The sequence below is a fragment of the Blastococcus sp. CCUG 61487 genome (assembly GCF_005222955.1).
Lineage (GTDB): Bacteria > Actinomycetota > Actinomycetes > Mycobacteriales > Geodermatophilaceae > Blastococcus.
Genome location: NZ_LWUA01000264.1, coordinates 1 through 14,336, shown reverse-complemented (window position 1 = coordinate 14,336; position 14,336 = coordinate 1). Strand labels below are relative to the sequence as shown.

The window sequence follows — 14,336 nt, the reverse complement described above, 5'->3', positions numbered from 1 at the left end:
GCGGCCCGACCACGCTAACCGAGCCCCGGTGACCTCACCGGTCGAGCGGCCGGACCCGTTCCGCGCGGCTCAGCGCCCGTAGCCAGGGCCCTCCGCGGCCAGGAACGCGTCCCAACCCTCCGGGGCGGCGGGTCCCCCCAACGTCTCGTCGAGCTTGTCCAGGTACCAGTGCCACCCCATCGCAAAGTCGGTGACGTCGGCGTCGGCGCCGAAGACCTGGACGAAGCGGAGCACCGTCCGGCCGCCCTCGGTGGAGAGGTCGAGATCCACCCGCCAGGCGTCGGTGTCCTGCTGCTCCCACTCGACGACGAGCCGCCGCGGCGGATCGCACGCCACGATGCGCATGGGCTCCCCGACGGGCTCGTCCTCGAGCGTCATCGTGAAGGTGCCGAGCGCCCCGACGGCCCGCTCGCCCTCGTAGGTGCCGATCCACCGGGCCAGCCGGTCAGGTTCGGTGAGCGCCGCCCACACGTCCTCGATCGGATCGGGCCACGAGCGGCGGAACTCCAGCCGCTGCCGCCCGTCGTCCAGACGCGTGACGACGCCGCGCCGGCTCCCTGCGTCCTGGGTCATGCCGGGTCTCCGCTCTTCCGCGCCCGCCTGCCGCGGGCGATCTCGGTGTCCAGTGCGTCCAGCCGCTGGGCCCACAGGTCGCGGTAGGGCTCCAGCCACTCGTCCATCTCCCGCAGGGGGCGTGGGTCCAGCGCGTAGAGCCGCCGCCGCCCGTCGGTGCGGGACCTGACCAGTCCGGCCTCGCGGAGCACCCGCAGGTGCCGGCTGACCGCCGGGCGGCTCACGGGGAACCGCTGCGCCAGCTCGCCGGCCGGCACCTCCCCCTGCGCGAGGAGGGCGACCAGCTCCCGGCGCACCGGGTCAGCGAGGGCGGCGAGCGCGTCCACGACCGATGTGTAACACACGAGTTACGCATCGGGCCAGCGGATCTCGCGCGGGACTCGACGGTGTGACGGATCGGTCCCGCGCCATCATGGGCGGATGATCACGACTGCGCTCACCCGCCGGTTCGACCTGACGACGCCGATCGTCGGCGCACCGATGGCCGGTGTCTCCGGCGGTGCGCTGGCCCGCGCCGTCTCCGCGGCCGGGGGCCTCGGCATGATCGGCGTCAGCGGCCGGCACACCCCCGAGTTCGTCACCGAGCAGGCCACGATCGCCGCCGAGGGCGGGCGACCCTTCGGCGTCGGCCTGATGATCTGGACGCTCGCCGGCGCACCCGAGCTGTTCGCGGCGACGATGGCCGCCCGCCCCAGCCTGGTGTCGATGTCGTTCGGGGACCCGGCGCCCTACGTCGGCCCGCTGCACGACGCCGGGATCGCCGTCGTCTCGCAGGTGAACACCGTCGCCGACGCCCGGCGGGCGATCGACGCGGGCGTCGACGTGCTCGTCGCGCAGGGCACCGAGGCTGGTGGGCACACCGGTCAGCGGGCGATGCTGCCGCTGCTGCAGGAGGTGCTGGCGCTCACCGATCGGCCGGTGCTCGCCGCCGGCGGGATCGCCAACGGCGCGGGCATGGCCGCCGCGCTCGTGGCGGGGGCGGCCGGCGTCTGGGTCGGGACGGCGCTGCTCTCCTGCAGCGAGGGGCTGAACGCCGCCACGGCACGTGCGCGCGTGCGCGCAGCCACCGGTGACGAGACGGTGCTGACCCGCGCCTTCGACGTCGCCGAGGGCATCGCCTGGCCCGAGCGCTGGCCGGGCCGGGCGCTGGTCAACGACTTCTCGCGCGTCTGGCACGGGCGCGAGGAGGAGCTCGTCGACGACCCGGCCGCGCGCCAGCTCGTGGTGGAGGGCCGGCGCAGCGGGGATCCCGCGCACGCACCGCTCTACGCGGGCGAGGCGGTCGGCCTGGTGACGACGGAGCGCTCGGCCACCGACGTCGTCAGGGAGCTGGACGCCGACGCCGGGAAGGCGCTGCGCGCAGTTCCCCGACTCCTCGCTTAGACCGCGCAGGTGCCGTCCTCGCAGCCCTCGGCGGCGGGGACGGTGACCAGCGGGTTGGCCTCGGCCCAGGCGCGCTCGAGGATCTGCAGCAGCAGCTCGGCGGGCTGGGCGCCGGCGGCGCCGTACTTGCGGTCGACGACGAAGAAAGGCACGCCGGTCGCGCCGAGCGCCTGGGCGGTCGCGCCGTCCTCGCGCACGGCGGAGAGGTACCGACGGTCGGCGAGCGCCTCGCGGACCTCGGCCTCGTCCAGCCCGACCTCGACGGCGAACGGGACGAGCGAGTCGACGTCGAAGACCGAGCGGCCCTCCTCGAAGTAGGCGTGCAGCAGCCGCTCCTTGAGCTCGTTGCGCTTGCCGTGCTCGGCGGCGAGGTGCAGCAGCTCGTGCGCCTGGAGGGTGTTGCCGCTGATCGTCCCGGCCAGGTCGTACTCCAGCCCCTCGCCGGCCGCGGTCTCCTCGATGCCGCGCATGTTCTCGCGCATCTGCTCCACGTCGACGCCGTACTTGGCCGCCAGGGCCGGCAGCGTGGGGTGCGTCGCCCCCTCGGGGACCGACGGGTCGAGCTGGAAGGAGCGCCAGACGACCTCGACCTGGTCACGGTGCGGGAACCGCTCCAGGGCGGTCTCCAGCCGGCGCTTGCCGATGTAGCACCACGGACACACGACGTCGGACCAGACTTCGACCTTCATGCCCGGCCCAACGACGTTGACGGCTCAACCATTCCGGCAGGTCACCGCCCCACCGTGCCGGTGAGTTCCGCACGCTGCCGGCACGATCGCACCCGCAACGTCCGGAGAACGCCGGCAAGGCGGCGAGTTCCTACCGGACGCCCACGAGGTCGACGACGAAGACCAGGGTGGCGCCGGGCTTGATGACGCCGCCTGCGCCGCGCTCGCCGTATGCCTTGTGCGCCGGGATGGTCAGCCGGCGGCGGCCGCCGACCTTCATGCCGACGATGCCCTCGTCCCAGCCCTGGATGACCATGCCCACGCCGACGCGGAACTCCAGCGGGTCGCCCCGGTCCCAGGACGCGTCGAACTGCTCGCCACCGTCGTGGGTCACGCCGACGTAGTGCGCGCTGACCAGGTCACCGGCCGTGGCCTCCGGCCCGTCGCCGACGACGAGGTCCTCGATCACGAGGTCGTCGGGGGCCGGTCCGGTCGGTGGCTCGACGTCCGGACGGGTCAGCTCGGCCATGGTGCTCCCTCCCGCGCCGAGGCTCTCCCGACGCCGCACCCATCCAAGCAGCGGCTCGACGGCTCGGCGCGCTCGGAAGGGTCGAGACGGTCGGTGGGGGTCGCTACCTTCCCGGCATGATCGACCACCTGGGTCTGCAGACGGCCGACAGCGAGGCGGCCGCCGCCTTCTACCAGCAGGTGTTCGCCGCCTGCGGCCTGCGCGAGGCCATGCGCTACCACACCCCGCACGGGCCGGTCATCGGCCTGTGCGGCCCCGACGGGCACCCGCAGCTGTGGGTCAGCCCGATGGAGGACACCGGCCACCGTCCGGTCCACCTGGCGCTGCGCGCGCCCTCCCGCGAGGCTGTCGACGAGGTGTTCGCCGCTGCCCGGGCGACGGGCACGGAGATCCTGCACGAGCCGCGGGTCTGGCCGGAGTACCACCCCGGGTACTACGGGGTCTTCTTCCGGGATCCCGACGGCAACAACGTCGAGGCGGTGCACCACTCGCCGCCGTCCTGATCGAGGGGGCCGATCGTGTCCGAGCGCGATGCACCGTGGTGGACACGGGCCGTCGTCTACCAGGTCTACCCGCGCTCGTTCCAGGACTCCGACGGCGACGGCATCGGTGACCTCGGCGGCGTCCTCCAGCGGCTGGACCACCTCGCCGACCTGGGCGTCGACGTCCTGTGGCTCTCGCCGATCTACGCCTCGCCGCAGGCCGACAACGGCTACGACATCAGCGACTACCAGGCGATCGACCCGATGTTCGGCACGCTCGAGCAGCTCGACGAGCTCATCGCGGCGCTGCACGCGCGCGGCATGAAGCTGCTGATGGACCTCGTGGTCAACCACACCAGCGACGAGCACCCGTGGTTCGTCGAATCACGGTCGTCGCCGGACTCGCCGAAACGGGACTGGTACTGGTGGCGCCCGCCGCGGCCCGGCATGGCCGCCGGCGACCCGGGCGCGGAGCCGACCAACTGGCAGTCGTTCTTCTCCGGCTCGACCTGGGAGCTCGACGAGGCCAGCGGCGAGTACTACCTGCACCTGTTCGACCGCAAGCAGCCCGACCTGAACTGGGAGAACCCGGAGGTCCGGGAGGCGGTGTACGCGATGATGCGGTGGTGGCTCGACCGCGGGGTCGACGGCTTCCGCATGGATGTCATCAACATGATCAGCAAGGACGTCGCGCCCGACGGTCACCTGCACGACGGACCGCCCATCCCCGGGACGGCGTTCGGTGACGGGACGGGGTCCTACCTCTACGGGCCGCGGATCCACGAGTTCCTGCAGGAGATGCACCGCGAGGTCTTCGCCGGCCGGCCTGAGCCGCTGCTCACCGTCGGCGAGATGCCGGGCGTGACGGTCGAGCAGGCGCGGCGGTTCACCGATCCGGCGCGGGCCGAGGTGGACATGGTGTTCCAGTTCGAGCACGTCTCGCTGGACCGCGGGCGGTCCAAGTGGGACGTCCGGCCGCTGCGGATGCGCGACCTGAAGACCTCCCTCGGCCGCTGGCAGGCCGGGCTGGCCGACGTCGGCTGGAACTCCCTCTACTGGGACAACCACGACCAGCCGCGCGCCGTCTCCCGGTTCGGCGACGACTCCTCCGGGTTCCGGCGCGACTCGGCCACCTGCCTGGCCACGCTGCTGCACCTGCACCGGGGGACGCCGTACGTCTACCAGGGCCAGGAAATCGGGATGGCGAACTTCCCGTTCACCTCGCTCGACGAGTTCGCCGACGTCGAGTCGCTCAACCACTACGTGCACGCGGTCTCCACGGGCGCCGACGCCGCCGCCGTGCTGTCCGCGCTGCGCCGGATGAGCCGGGACAACGCCCGGACCCCGGTGCAGTGGGACGCCTCGCCGTCCGCCGGGTTCACCACCGGGACGCCGTGGCTGGCGGTCAACCCCGACCACGTCGAGTGGAACGCCGCCGCGCAGCGGGACGACGCCACCTCCGTGCTCGCCCACTACCGGCGGCTGATCGCGCTGCGGCACGACCTGCCGGTCGTGGCCCTGGGCGACTTCGCGATGCTGCTGCCCGAGCACGACGAGGTGTACGCGTTCACCCGTTCGCTGGACGCCGAGACGCTGCTCGTCGTCTGCAACCTCTCGCGGACGACGTACGACCTGACGTCGCTGCTCCCCGGGGCGGCCGGGGCTGAGCTGGTGCTGGGGAACCTCCCGGGCACGCCCGCCGAGCTGCGCCCCTGGGAGGCCCGCGTCCTCCGGCTGTGAGGCAGTTCCGCTGACCTAGGCTGCTCCGTCGTGCGGCGCGTGACGGAGGCGGTCTTCCCCGCCCGGATGGGGACGCCGTTCCGGTGGCTGGTCGGCTCGGCCTGGGCGACGAATCTCGGCGACGGCATCGCGCTGGCCGCGGGCCCGCTGCTGGTGGCCTCGCAGACCTCCGACCCGCTGCTCGTCGCGCTCGCCGCCCTCCTGCAGCGCCTCCCCTGGCTGCTGTTCGGGCTCTACGCGGGCGTGGTCGCCGACCGGATCGATCGCCGGGCGCTGGTGATGGCGGTGAACCTGGTCCGCACGGTCGTCCTCGTCGTCCTCGTGCTCGCCCTGGTCACGGGCACGGTGAACGTCTGGGTCGTGCTGGCCGCGATGTTCCTCCTGGGCACAGCGGAGGTCTTCGCCGACATCACCACCGGCACCCTGCTGCCGATGGTCGTGGCCAAGGCCGACCTCGGCGTCGGCAACGCGCGCATCCAGGCCGGCTTCCTGACGATGAACAACCTCGCCGGTCCCGCCGTCGGCGCCTTCCTCTTCGCCGCCGGCGCGGCCTGGCCGTTCCTGGTGCAGGCGCTGTGCCTGGCGCTCGGGGTCGTGCTGCTCTCCCGCATGGCGGTGCCGGCGCTCCCCCGGCCCGAGACGCCGAGCCACGTGCGCCGCGACGTGGCCGAGGGCTGGCAGTGGACGTGGGGGAACGCCGCCGTCCGCACCCTCACCATCACGATCTTCACGTTCAACGTCACGTACGGCGCCGCGTGGTCGGTGCTGGTCCTCTACGCCACCGACACCCTCGACATGGGCCCGGTCGGCTTCGGGCTGCTCACCACCGTCAGCGCCGTCGGCGGACTGCTGGGGACGGCGACGTACGACTGGCTGGAGCGGCACGTCAGCCTGGCGAACCTCATGCGGGTCGGGCTGATCATCGAGACCTTCACCCACCTCGGCTTCGCGCTCACCACCGTGCCCTGGGTGGCGATGGTGATCATGTTCGTGTTCGGGGCCCACGCGTTCGTGTGGGGGACGACGTCGCGCACGGTGCGCATGCGGGCGGTGCCGATGGAGCTGCAGGGGCGGGTCGGCAGCCTGTACATGGTCGGCGTCTTCGGCGGGATCGTCGCCGGCCAGGCCCTGGGCGGGGGAATCGCGAAGGTCTGGGGCATCACCGGGCCGTTCTGGTTCGCGTTCGTCGGCTCCGCGGTCATCCTGGTGCTCATCTGGCAGCAACTGACCCACATCGCGCACGCCGACGAGGAGGCCCTCGCCGCGGCCTGAGGCGCGGGAACGGCTGTACGGGTCGGCCCGTCTCGGCCAGCATGGCCGGACCTGTGCCGCCGATCCCGGGAGGACCCTTGGCCGACGACGTGCAACCACCCCCGCTGACCGTCGTCCAACCGGGCGAGGGCCGGCTCGCCGACCTCGGCGACGGCGTCGGCGTCGCCTTCAAGCTGTGGGGGCACGACACCGGCGGCGCGGTGTCGGTCGTCGAGCACCCGTTCGCGGTCGGCGCCTACGTCTCCGCCCACCTGCACACCCGCGAGGACGAGTACTCGATCGTCCTCGACGGCGAGATCGGCTTCCGGTCCGGCGACCGCGAGGTCGTCCTCGGGCCCGGCGGCTACATCACCAAGCCGCGCGGCGAGATGCACGCGATGTGGAACGCCGGCTCCACGCCCGCCCGGATGATCGAGATCATCAGCCCGGCGGGCTTCGAGGGCTTCTTCCGCGACGTCGCCGACCTCACCGAGGCGGGCACGACCGACCCCGAGGCGTTCCTGGCGGTCGCCGAGGCGTACGGCCTCGAGTTCGGCGAGCCGGAGTGGCAGGCCGACGTCCTCCACCGGTACGGGCTGAGCACGCCCACCTGGTGAGCCCGCCGGGTCAGGTGAGCGGGCTGCGGGGCAGCAGGCGGTCGCTGATGATCCGCTTCTGGATCTCGCTGGTGCCTTCGAAGATCGTGGTCAGCCGGGCGTCGCGCCAGTGCCGCTCGACCTGGCGCTCGGTGGTGTAGCCGTTGCCGCCGTGCAGCTGCATGGCCTGGTTGGTCACCCGCACCGACATCTCGGTCGCCTCGAGCTTGACCATCGAGGCCTCCTTCTCGCAGCGGATGCCCAGGTCGATGAGGTGCGCGACCTGCCGGTAGAAGGCTCGGGACTGCTCGATCTGCGCGGCCATCTCGGCGACGGCGAACCGCAGCGCCTGGAAGTCGCCGATCGGGTGGCCGAACTGCTCGCGCTCCTGCAGGTAGAGGATCGAGTCCTCCAGCGCGGCGCGGGCCAGGCCGACGGCGCGGGCGGCGGTGTGCACGCGCGCGGTGTTGAGGAACTTCTGCGCCTCGGCGAACCCGGCCTGCGTGGCGGCATCGCCCTGCTCGTCGCTGTCCTCGCTGGCGGCGCGCGCCTCGTCGATGACGTTGTCCTGGGGGATGCGCACGCCGTCGAAGGTGAGGTCCCAGGTCAGGAAGCCGTGGTAGCCGATCTTGTCGATCGGGGAGCCGGTGAGCCCCTCGGGGAACTCGCCCCGCTCCTTCTCCAGCAGCAGGTTGATCAGCCCCGCGGAACGGGACTCGCCCTCCTCCGGGTCGCGCTCGCGCACCAGCACCTGGATGAAGTCGGCTGCCTCGGCGTTCCCGCACCAGCGCTTGCGCCCGGTCACCACCCACTCGTGGCCGTCGAGGACGGCGCGGGTGGAGACGCCGGCGAGGTCGGAGCCGGCGTCAGGCTCGGACAGCGCGATCGCCCCGATCCACTCGCCGCGGGCACTGCGCCGCTGCAGCTCGTCGCGGCGGTCGGCGTCGGGGACCGCCGTCCCGAGGCCTTGGGAGCGGGCCAGGATGCTCGCCGTCGACATCCAGGCCCGGGCCAGCTCCTCGCTGACCATGCAGTACTCGAAGACGCCGAGACCCATCCCGCCCTGCTCGGCCGGGACGGTGATGCCGAAGTAGCCGAGCTCGGCCAGCCGGGCCAGCAGCGACGCCGGGATCGTGCCCTTCTGCGGATCGAGCTCGTTGGCGACCGGGAGCACCTCGTCCATCGCGAACCGGCGGGCCTGGAGCTGGAGTTCCTCGCGCTCGGGCGTGTGCCACGGCGGCAGGAGTGCCGGGGGCGGCGGCAGCAGGGTCTCGGTCTCGCTCGACGTCATCGACGGCTCTCCACTCGATGCTGGCGGATGATCACGTTCACCTTGGCCGCTGATCACTTCCCCCGCACGCCGCCGTCATCCGCCCGCGTGACCACCCTCACCCGCTTTTCCGCGGAAAAGCAGGCTGCTTTACCGCGGTAAAGCAGGTCAGGGGGTGGAGCGGGCGCGGGCGAGGGCGATGTAGTGCTCGATGAGCGAGGCGTCGTCGACCGTGCCGCGGTTGACCGCCTTGTCCGGGTCGGCACCCTGGAACAGCCGCTTGAGCGGGACCTCCAGGCGCTTGCCGGTGCGGGTGTGCGGCACCCCCGGGACGGCGATGATCTCGTCGGGCACGTGCCGCGGCGAGGCCTGCTCCCGGATCAGCGCACGGATCCGGCCGGCCAGCTCCTCGGTCAGCTCCTCACCCGGCGCGAGCTGCACGAACAGCGGCATCCAGTAGCCGCCGTCGGGCTGCTCCACCCCGAGGACGACGCAGTCGAGCACCTCCGGCACCGACTCCACCGCCGCGTAGATGTCGGCGGTCCCCATCCGCACGCCGCCGCGGTTGAGCGTGGAGTCCGAGCGGCCGGTGATCACGCAGGTCCCGCGCGAGGTGATCTCCAGCCAGTCGCCGTGCCGCCACACGCCCGGCCACGGCTCGAAGTACGTCGAGCGGTAGCGCTCGCCGTCGGGGTCGTTCCAGAAGCACAGCGGCATCGAGGGCATCGGCTCGGTGATCACCATCTCGCCCAGCTCCCCGGTCACCGGCTGCCCCGCCTCGTCCCACGCGGCGGCGGCGACGCCGAGCAGCGGGCGCTGCAGCTCTCCCGCGGTGACCGGCAGCAGCGGGGAGCTGCCGATGAAGGCGGTGCAGACGTCGGTGCCACCGGACGCCGAGCTGAGCACCACATCGGCCTTCACGGCGTCGTACACCCACCGGAACGCGGCCGTGGGCAGCGGCGAGCCGGTCGAGCCCACGACGCGCAGCGCCGAGAGGTCGTGGACGTCGCCGGGCCGGATGCCGGCCTTCGTGCACGCCGTCAGGTAGCCCGCGCTCGTGCCGAGGTGCGTGAACCCCAAGCGCCCGGCCAGCGCGAACTGCGCGTCGAGCGAGGGGTGGTTCGGAGCGCCGTCGTAGAGCACGGCCGTGGCCCCGGACAGCAACGCCGAGACGACGACGTTCCACATCATCCAGGCGGTGGAGGTGTACCAGAAGAAGCGGTCGCCGGGTCCGAGGTCGAAGTGCAGCACCCCCCACTTGAGCTGCTCGAGCAAGATGCCGCCGTGCCCGTGCACGATCCCCTTGGGCAGCCCGGTCGTGCCCGAGGAGTAGAGGATCCACAGCGGGTGGTCGAAGGGCACCGGCTCGAACGCGGGCTCCTGCTCGTCGGCGACGACGTCCGCCCAGGCCAGCGCGTTGTCGGGGGTCTCGTCCGGGTGCAGCCGCGGCACGGAGATCGTCGTCCGCACCGTGGGCAGGCCCGCCCGCAGCTCGGTGACGACGTCGCGGCGGTCGAACTCCTTGCCCGCGAACCGGTACCCGTCGACGGCGACCAGCACGGTGGGCTCGATCTGCGCGAAGCGGTCCAGCACGGCGCGGGTGCCGAAGTCGGGGGCGCACGCGGACCACACCGCGCCGACCGCCGCGGCACCGAGGAAGGCCACGATCGCCTCGGGGACGTTGGGCAGGTAGGCGGCGACGCGGTCTCCCCGCTGCACGCCGAGCCTGCGCAGGGTGGCGGCGAACGCTCCGACCTGCCGGCGCAGGGTCGTCCAGGAGATCTCCTGCGGCTCGCCGTCCTCGCCGACCACGATCAACGCGGGGAGGTCCGGCCGGTGCCGGAGCGCCTGTTCCGCGTAGTTGACAGTCGTCCCGGGGAACCACCGGGCGCCGGGCATCTCCGGGCGGGTCAGCACCTTCTCGTCCGGGACGTCGAGGACGCCGGTCCAGCGCGCCAGGTCACCCCAGAACTGGTCCAGGTGCTCGACCGACCAGAGCCAGAGGGCGTCGTAGTCGACGGGGTCACCGAACGAGAGCCCGCGCCGCTCGGCCACCCACGCGGCGAAGGCGGCGATCCGGGTGTCGCGCATGCTCTCCGGAGACGGCTGCCACAGGACATCGTTCACGCCCGCACGATGGCACCCCGGCCGGGGCCGGCGCCACGCCGCTCACGGCAACTAGTTTGTGTCGTTGACTAGTTTGCGCTACCTTCTTGTCGTGCCCGACAGCGCCTGGCCCTCGGAGTGGCTCCGTGCCGCCTTGCCGCTGTGCGTGCTCGCCGTCGTGGCCGAGGAAGAGACCTACGGCTACGCGATCGCCCAGCGGCTGCGCGCGGCCGGGCTGGGCACGGTGAAGGGCGGCACGCTCTACCCGATGCTCAACCGCCTGGAGCAGGAGGGGTTGCTGCGCTCGTCCTGGCGGGAGGGAGCCGGCGGCCCGGGGCGGAAGTTCTTCGCGGTGACCGCCGCAGGCCGGGCGGAACTGCCCGGCCGCACCGCCGCCTGGCGGGAGTTCACCGAGCGCGCCATCGCCCTGCTCCCGTCACTGGAGGACGCCCGATGAGCTCGGACCTCACGACCTACCGGAGCGAGCTGATCCTGGCCCTGCGGCTGCGAGACGTGTCGGGCGACCGGATCGGCGAGATCGTCGCGGAGGTGGAGAGCCACGTCGCGGACAGCGGCGAGGACCCCACGGAGGCCTTCGGGACGCCGGAGGAGTACGCCGCCGGCTTCACCGGGCGGGACCGAGTGCCGTGGAGCCGGGCCGACGTCCTCGTCGGCGTCGCCGCCCTGCTCGGCGGCTGGGGTCTCGCCGGCGGACTGCTGGGCCTGCTCAGCGGCGAGACGGTCGGCCCCGTGCCCGCGTGGGCCCTGCTCGCCGTCGGGGTCGCGATCGCCGTCCCGCTCGTCCTGCACCTGCGCCGCTCGGCGTCGATCGCCCGCGACCCGCGCACCGGCCGGGACCTGGCGCCGCTCCCGCGGTGGGCGCCGTGGGCGATGACCGCGTCGCTCGCGCTGCCGGTCGTGCTCGGCGCGGCGGTCATCCTCGCGTCATCCTGATCGGGCGGGCGCCCCGCCGGGGCTGCCATCCTGGACGTCGCGCCCACCGGAGATCAGGAGCCGCCGTGCCCCACGACGAACGGAACGTGCTCGGCGGTCCGCTGGAGCCGTGCGGGACCGACCCGGTCACCGGCTTCTACCGGGACGGCTGCTGCAGCACCGGGCCCGAGGACCTGGGGTCGCACACCGTGTGCGCCGTCGTCTCGACCGAGTTCCTCGCCTTGCAACGCGCGCTCGGCAACGACCTGACCACCCCGCGGCCCGAGTACGGGTTCCCCGGTCTGCGGCCCGGCGACCGCTGGTGTGTCGTGGCCGTCCGCTGGCTCCATGCCTATCAGGCCGGGGCCGCGGCCGGCGTGGTGCTGGCGGCCACCAACGAGCGAGCCCTGGAGGTCGTCCCGCTCCGGGCCCTGCGCCAGCACGCCGTTGACGTGCCGGACGACGCCAGCACGCTGGAATGAACACCGGCGCGCGGGTGCTGCGGCGACCATGACCCTCCTCGACGTGCCGGTGACCACCCTCCAGGGCGACGCGACGACGCTGCGCGAGCTGACCGGCGGCGGGCCGGCACTCGTGGTCAACGTGGCCAGCAAGTGCGGCCTGACACCCCAGTACGCCCAGCTCGAGGCGCTGCACGAGGAGTTCTCGCACCGGGGCTTCACCGTCGTCGGCGTCCCGTGCAACCAGTTCATGGGCCAGGAGCCGGGCACGGCCGAGGAGATCGCCGAGTTCTGCTCGGCCACCTACGGCGTCACCTTCCCGATGACCGAGAAGGTGGAGGTCAACGGCGAGGGTGCGCACCCGCTGTTCCGGAGCCTGACCGCCGTGCCCGATGCCGACGGCAAGGCCGGGGACGTCTCGTGGAACTTCGAGAAGTGGGTCCTGTCGGGCAGTGGCGACGTCGTCGCCCGCTTCCGCCCGCAGGTACAGCCGGACGCCCCGGAAGTACGCTCGGCCATCGAAGCCCTGCTGCGAGCCGAAGGCCGCTAGACGCCCAGGCCTTCAGGCGGAACCGGGCGAGCGGACGGGCCGCCTTTCGGCGGCCCGTTCCATGAATGCCCGAGCAAGCACCGACTAGTAGTTGGTCGACTGCAGGGACTGCTCCAGCCCTGGGACCGTCGTGTGCCAGCTTCCTGCGGCTCCCGCCGGCCGAGACCAAGTAACCGACGACATCCAAGTCGTCGCCACAGCAGGCGTCATGCAGGCGAGCGCCTGCTGGCGCATGAACGTGCCAAGAGGCATGCCCAAACTGCTGGCGTGCTTCTCGACCAGTTCGAACTCTTCGGGCGACAGCCGAACACTGACGACGATGCCGCGCTGACGCTTCTCCGACTTGCGCGGACGAGCGGGCTCCGGATCACCCCACTCGCTGGCATCTTCGAGCGAGGTCAACACCTCATCTGGGTTCATCTTCACTGGAACCTCCTCACGTCAACCATCGCTTGACTTCCTGTGGTGTACACGTCCGAGCTGTGATCGGACAGATCATCGAGCGTTCCGCATCCACCAGGATCGCCGCGACGAGCGGGCGCCCGCCGTCCGTCCTCCCCACCATCAACCAGGTCCCGGTACGCCCCTTCTTGTTCGGCACCCACACGTCGACGTTGACCCAATCCTGTCGGGCAGTGAGTGGCGTCCACCAAGGTGGTGTGCGACGGCCCCGGTGACCAGCGGGGCCCTCCACGTAAAGGCGGCCACCGCGTGATCTTCTGGATGACCTCTCACAGTCCTTCAGGAGTACGACGCGATGACCGCTCCGAGCAGTATCGACCCTGCCCACTTCCTGCACGAGCAGCTGGCCCAGGCGAGCCCTGACCTGCTGCGCCAGATGCTGACCACGTTCATCAACACGCTGATGTCGGCCGAGGCCGACGCGGTCTGCGGCGCCGGCTACGGCGAGCGCAGCGCCGAGCGCACCAACACCCGCAACGGCTACCGGCACCGGGACTTCGACACCCGCGCCGGCACCCTGGACGTGGCGATTCCCAAGCTGCGCTCGGGGTCCTACTTCCCGGACTGGCTGCTCGAGCGCCGCCGGCGGGCGGAGCGGGCACTGACCACCGTGGTCGCCACCTGCTACCTGCTCGGCGTGAGCACCCGGCGGATGGAGAAGCTCGTCGAGTCCCTGGGCATCACCCGGCTCTCGAAGTCCCAGGTCTCGGAGATGGCCAAGGACCTCGACGCCCAGGTGGCCGACTTCCGCCACCGGCCGCTCGATGCCGGCCCTTACACCTTCGTGGCCGCCGACGCCCTCGTCCTGAAGGTCCGTGAGGGCGGGCGGGTGGTCAACGTGCACGCCCTAGTGGCCACCGGGGTCAACGCCGACGGGCACCGGGAGATCCTCGGCCTGCAGGTCACCAGCGCTGAGGACGGCGCCGGCTGGCTGGCGTTCTTCCGTGACTTGACCGCCCGCGGCCTCGCCGGAGTCGCCCTGGTGACCTCCGATGCGCACGCCGGCCTGGTGACCGCGATCGGCGCGACCCTGCCCGGCGCCTCGTGGCAGAGGTGTCGCACCCACTACGCGGCGAACCTGATGGCGGCGACTCCCAAGGCGTCCTGGCCGTGGGTGCGGGCGCTGCTGCACTCGGTCTACGACCAGCCCGACGCCGCCTCGGTGCACGCCCAGTTCGACCGGGTGCTCGACGCGCTGGCCGACAAGCTGCCGCGGGTGGCCGAGCACCTCGAGCAGGCGCGGGTCGACGTGCTGGCGTTCACCGCGTTCCCCAAGGAGATCTGGCGCCAGATCTGGTCGAACAACCCCTCCGTTATCTTGAGCCGCGCCGA

General features: G+C 72.3%; 17 protein-coding genes. 10 read left to right on the top strand and 7 right to left on the bottom strand.

What is annotated here, in order from left to right; all coding sequences use genetic code 11:
- Positions 1-69 precede the first annotated feature (69 nt).
- Positions 70-573, bottom strand: coding sequence for an SRPBCC family protein (locus A6V29_RS16925; RefSeq protein ID WP_137161389.1), 504 nt, complete (start codon positions 571-573; stop codon positions 70-72).
- The gene (locus A6V29_RS16920; RefSeq protein WP_137161388.1) at positions 570-899 is read right to left on the bottom strand and encodes an ArsR/SmtB family transcription factor; all 330 of its coding nucleotides are present in this window, start codon (positions 897-899) and stop codon (positions 570-572) included. Before A6V29_RS16920 ends, A6V29_RS16925 begins: the two co-directional genes overlap by 4 nt.
- Positions 900-993: 94 nt before the next feature.
- Between A6V29_RS16920 and A6V29_RS16915 the strand changes: the two genes are divergently transcribed.
- The gene (locus A6V29_RS16915) at positions 994-1,956 is read left to right on the top strand and encodes an NAD(P)H-dependent flavin oxidoreductase (RefSeq protein WP_137161387.1); all 963 of its coding nucleotides are present in this window, start codon (positions 994-996) and stop codon (positions 1,954-1,956) included.
- Here A6V29_RS16915 and A6V29_RS16910 read toward each other — a convergent pair.
- Together A6V29_RS16910 and A6V29_RS16905 are read right to left on the bottom strand one after the other, a co-directional pair.
- Positions 1,953-2,645 carry a DsbA family oxidoreductase gene (locus tag A6V29_RS16910; RefSeq protein WP_137161386.1) on the bottom strand — a complete coding sequence of 231 codons (693 nt, stop codon included), beginning with the start codon at positions 2,643-2,645 and terminating at the stop codon, positions 1,953-1,955. The genes A6V29_RS16915 and A6V29_RS16910 overlap by 4 nt on opposite strands.
- A 130-nt stretch (positions 2,646-2,775) precedes the next feature.
- Positions 2,776-3,153, bottom strand: coding sequence for an FKBP-type peptidyl-prolyl cis-trans isomerase (locus tag A6V29_RS16905; RefSeq protein ID WP_137161385.1), 378 nt, complete (start codon positions 3,151-3,153; stop codon positions 2,776-2,778).
- 116 nt (positions 3,154-3,269) lie between these two features.
- On the opposite strand from A6V29_RS16905, the gene A6V29_RS16900 reads away from it, so the two are divergent.
- The 4 genes from A6V29_RS16900 to A6V29_RS16885 all read left to right on the top strand — a co-directional run bounded on the left by A6V29_RS16900 (position 3,270) and on the right by A6V29_RS16885 (position 7,243).
- Positions 3,270-3,656 (top strand): VOC family protein, encoded by a 387-nt coding sequence (locus tag A6V29_RS16900; RefSeq protein ID WP_137161384.1) that lies wholly within the window; start codon positions 3,270-3,272, stop codon positions 3,654-3,656.
- A gap of 15 nt (positions 3,657-3,671) precedes the next feature.
- Positions 3,672-5,375, top strand: coding sequence for a glycoside hydrolase family 13 protein (locus A6V29_RS16895; RefSeq protein ID WP_170977924.1), 1,704 nt, complete (start codon positions 3,672-3,674; stop codon positions 5,373-5,375).
- A 30-nt stretch (positions 5,376-5,405) separates the two neighbouring features.
- The gene (locus tag A6V29_RS16890; protein ID WP_137161382.1) at positions 5,406-6,647 is read left to right on the top strand and encodes an MFS transporter; all 1,242 of its coding nucleotides are present in this window, start codon (positions 5,406-5,408) and stop codon (positions 6,645-6,647) included.
- A gap of 77 nt (positions 6,648-6,724) precedes the next feature.
- Entirely contained in the window at positions 6,725-7,243 is a 519-nt protein-coding gene (locus A6V29_RS16885; protein WP_212719514.1) for a cupin domain-containing protein, read from the top strand.
- A 10-nt stretch (positions 7,244-7,253) separates the two neighbouring features.
- Here A6V29_RS16885 and A6V29_RS16880 read toward each other — a convergent pair whose 3' ends face one another.
- Positions 7,254-8,513 (bottom strand): acyl-CoA dehydrogenase family protein, encoded by a 1,260-nt coding sequence (locus A6V29_RS16880; RefSeq protein WP_137161380.1) that lies wholly within the window; start codon positions 8,511-8,513, stop codon positions 7,254-7,256.
- A gap of 147 nt (positions 8,514-8,660) precedes the next feature.
- On the bottom strand, positions 8,661-10,619 hold the full coding sequence (locus tag A6V29_RS16875) for an acetoacetate--CoA ligase (RefSeq protein WP_249933305.1): 1,959 nt from the start codon (positions 10,617-10,619) through the stop codon (positions 8,661-8,663).
- 91 nt (positions 10,620-10,710) lie between these two features.
- Here A6V29_RS16875 and A6V29_RS16870 point away from each other — a divergent pair, with 91 nt between their 5' ends.
- The 4 genes from A6V29_RS16870 (at position 10,711) to A6V29_RS16855 (ending at position 12,542) form a co-directional block, all read left to right on the top strand.
- The gene (locus tag A6V29_RS16870; RefSeq protein ID WP_137161379.1) at positions 10,711-11,055 is read left to right on the top strand and encodes a PadR family transcriptional regulator; all 345 of its coding nucleotides are present in this window, start codon (positions 10,711-10,713) and stop codon (positions 11,053-11,055) included.
- Positions 11,052-11,552, top strand: coding sequence for an HAAS signaling domain-containing protein (locus A6V29_RS16865; RefSeq protein WP_137161378.1), 501 nt, complete (start codon positions 11,052-11,054; stop codon positions 11,550-11,552). Before A6V29_RS16870 ends, A6V29_RS16865 begins: the two co-directional genes overlap by 4 nt.
- A 65-nt stretch (positions 11,553-11,617) precedes the next feature.
- Positions 11,618-12,013 (top strand): DUF2237 family protein, encoded by a 396-nt coding sequence (locus A6V29_RS16860; protein WP_137161377.1) that lies wholly within the window; start codon positions 11,618-11,620, stop codon positions 12,011-12,013.
- Between the two features lie 28 nt (positions 12,014-12,041).
- Positions 12,042-12,542 (top strand): glutathione peroxidase, encoded by a 501-nt coding sequence (locus A6V29_RS16855; RefSeq protein ID WP_137161376.1) that lies wholly within the window; start codon positions 12,042-12,044, stop codon positions 12,540-12,542.
- An 84-nt stretch (positions 12,543-12,626) separates the two neighbouring features.
- On the opposite strand, the gene A6V29_RS16850 is transcribed toward A6V29_RS16855, so the two are convergent.
- Complete coding sequence (locus A6V29_RS16850; RefSeq protein WP_502700109.1) at positions 12,627-12,962, bottom strand: plasmid mobilization protein; 336 nt, start codon at positions 12,960-12,962, stop codon at positions 12,627-12,629.
- Between the two features lie 337 nt (positions 12,963-13,299).
- Here A6V29_RS16850 and A6V29_RS16845 point away from each other — a divergent pair.
- The coding region (locus A6V29_RS16845; RefSeq protein WP_137161374.1) for an IS256 family transposase at positions 13,300-14,336 on the top strand (1,037 nt) is incomplete at its 3' end.

Coding starts and splice junctions, on each gene's coding strand:
- A6V29_RS16905 (WP_137161385.1), bottom strand. CDS start 3,153: ATGGCCGAGCTGACCCGTCCGGACGTCGAGCCACCGACCGGACCGGCC.
- A6V29_RS16910 (WP_137161386.1), bottom strand. CDS start 2,645: ATGAAGGTCGAAGTCTGGTCCGACGTCGTGTGTCCGTGGTGCTACATC.
- A6V29_RS16880 (WP_137161380.1), bottom strand. CDS start 8,513: ATGACGTCGAGCGAGACCGAGACCCTGCTGCCGCCGCCCCCGGCACTC.
- A6V29_RS16925 (WP_137161389.1), bottom strand. CDS start 573: ATGACCCAGGACGCAGGGAGCCGGCGCGGCGTCGTCACGCGTCTGGAC.
- A6V29_RS16900 (WP_137161384.1), top strand. CDS start 3,270: ATGATCGACCACCTGGGTCTGCAGACGGCCGACAGCGAGGCGGCCGCC.
- A6V29_RS16865 (WP_137161378.1), top strand. CDS start 11,052: ATGAGCTCGGACCTCACGACCTACCGGAGCGAGCTGATCCTGGCCCTG.
- A6V29_RS16855 (WP_137161376.1), top strand. CDS start 12,042: ATGACCCTCCTCGACGTGCCGGTGACCACCCTCCAGGGCGACGCGACG.
- A6V29_RS16915 (WP_137161387.1), top strand. CDS start 994: ATGATCACGACTGCGCTCACCCGCCGGTTCGACCTGACGACGCCGATC.
- A6V29_RS16850 (WP_502700109.1), bottom strand. CDS start 12,962: ATGAACCCAGATGAGGTGTTGACCTCGCTCGAAGATGCCAGCGAGTGG.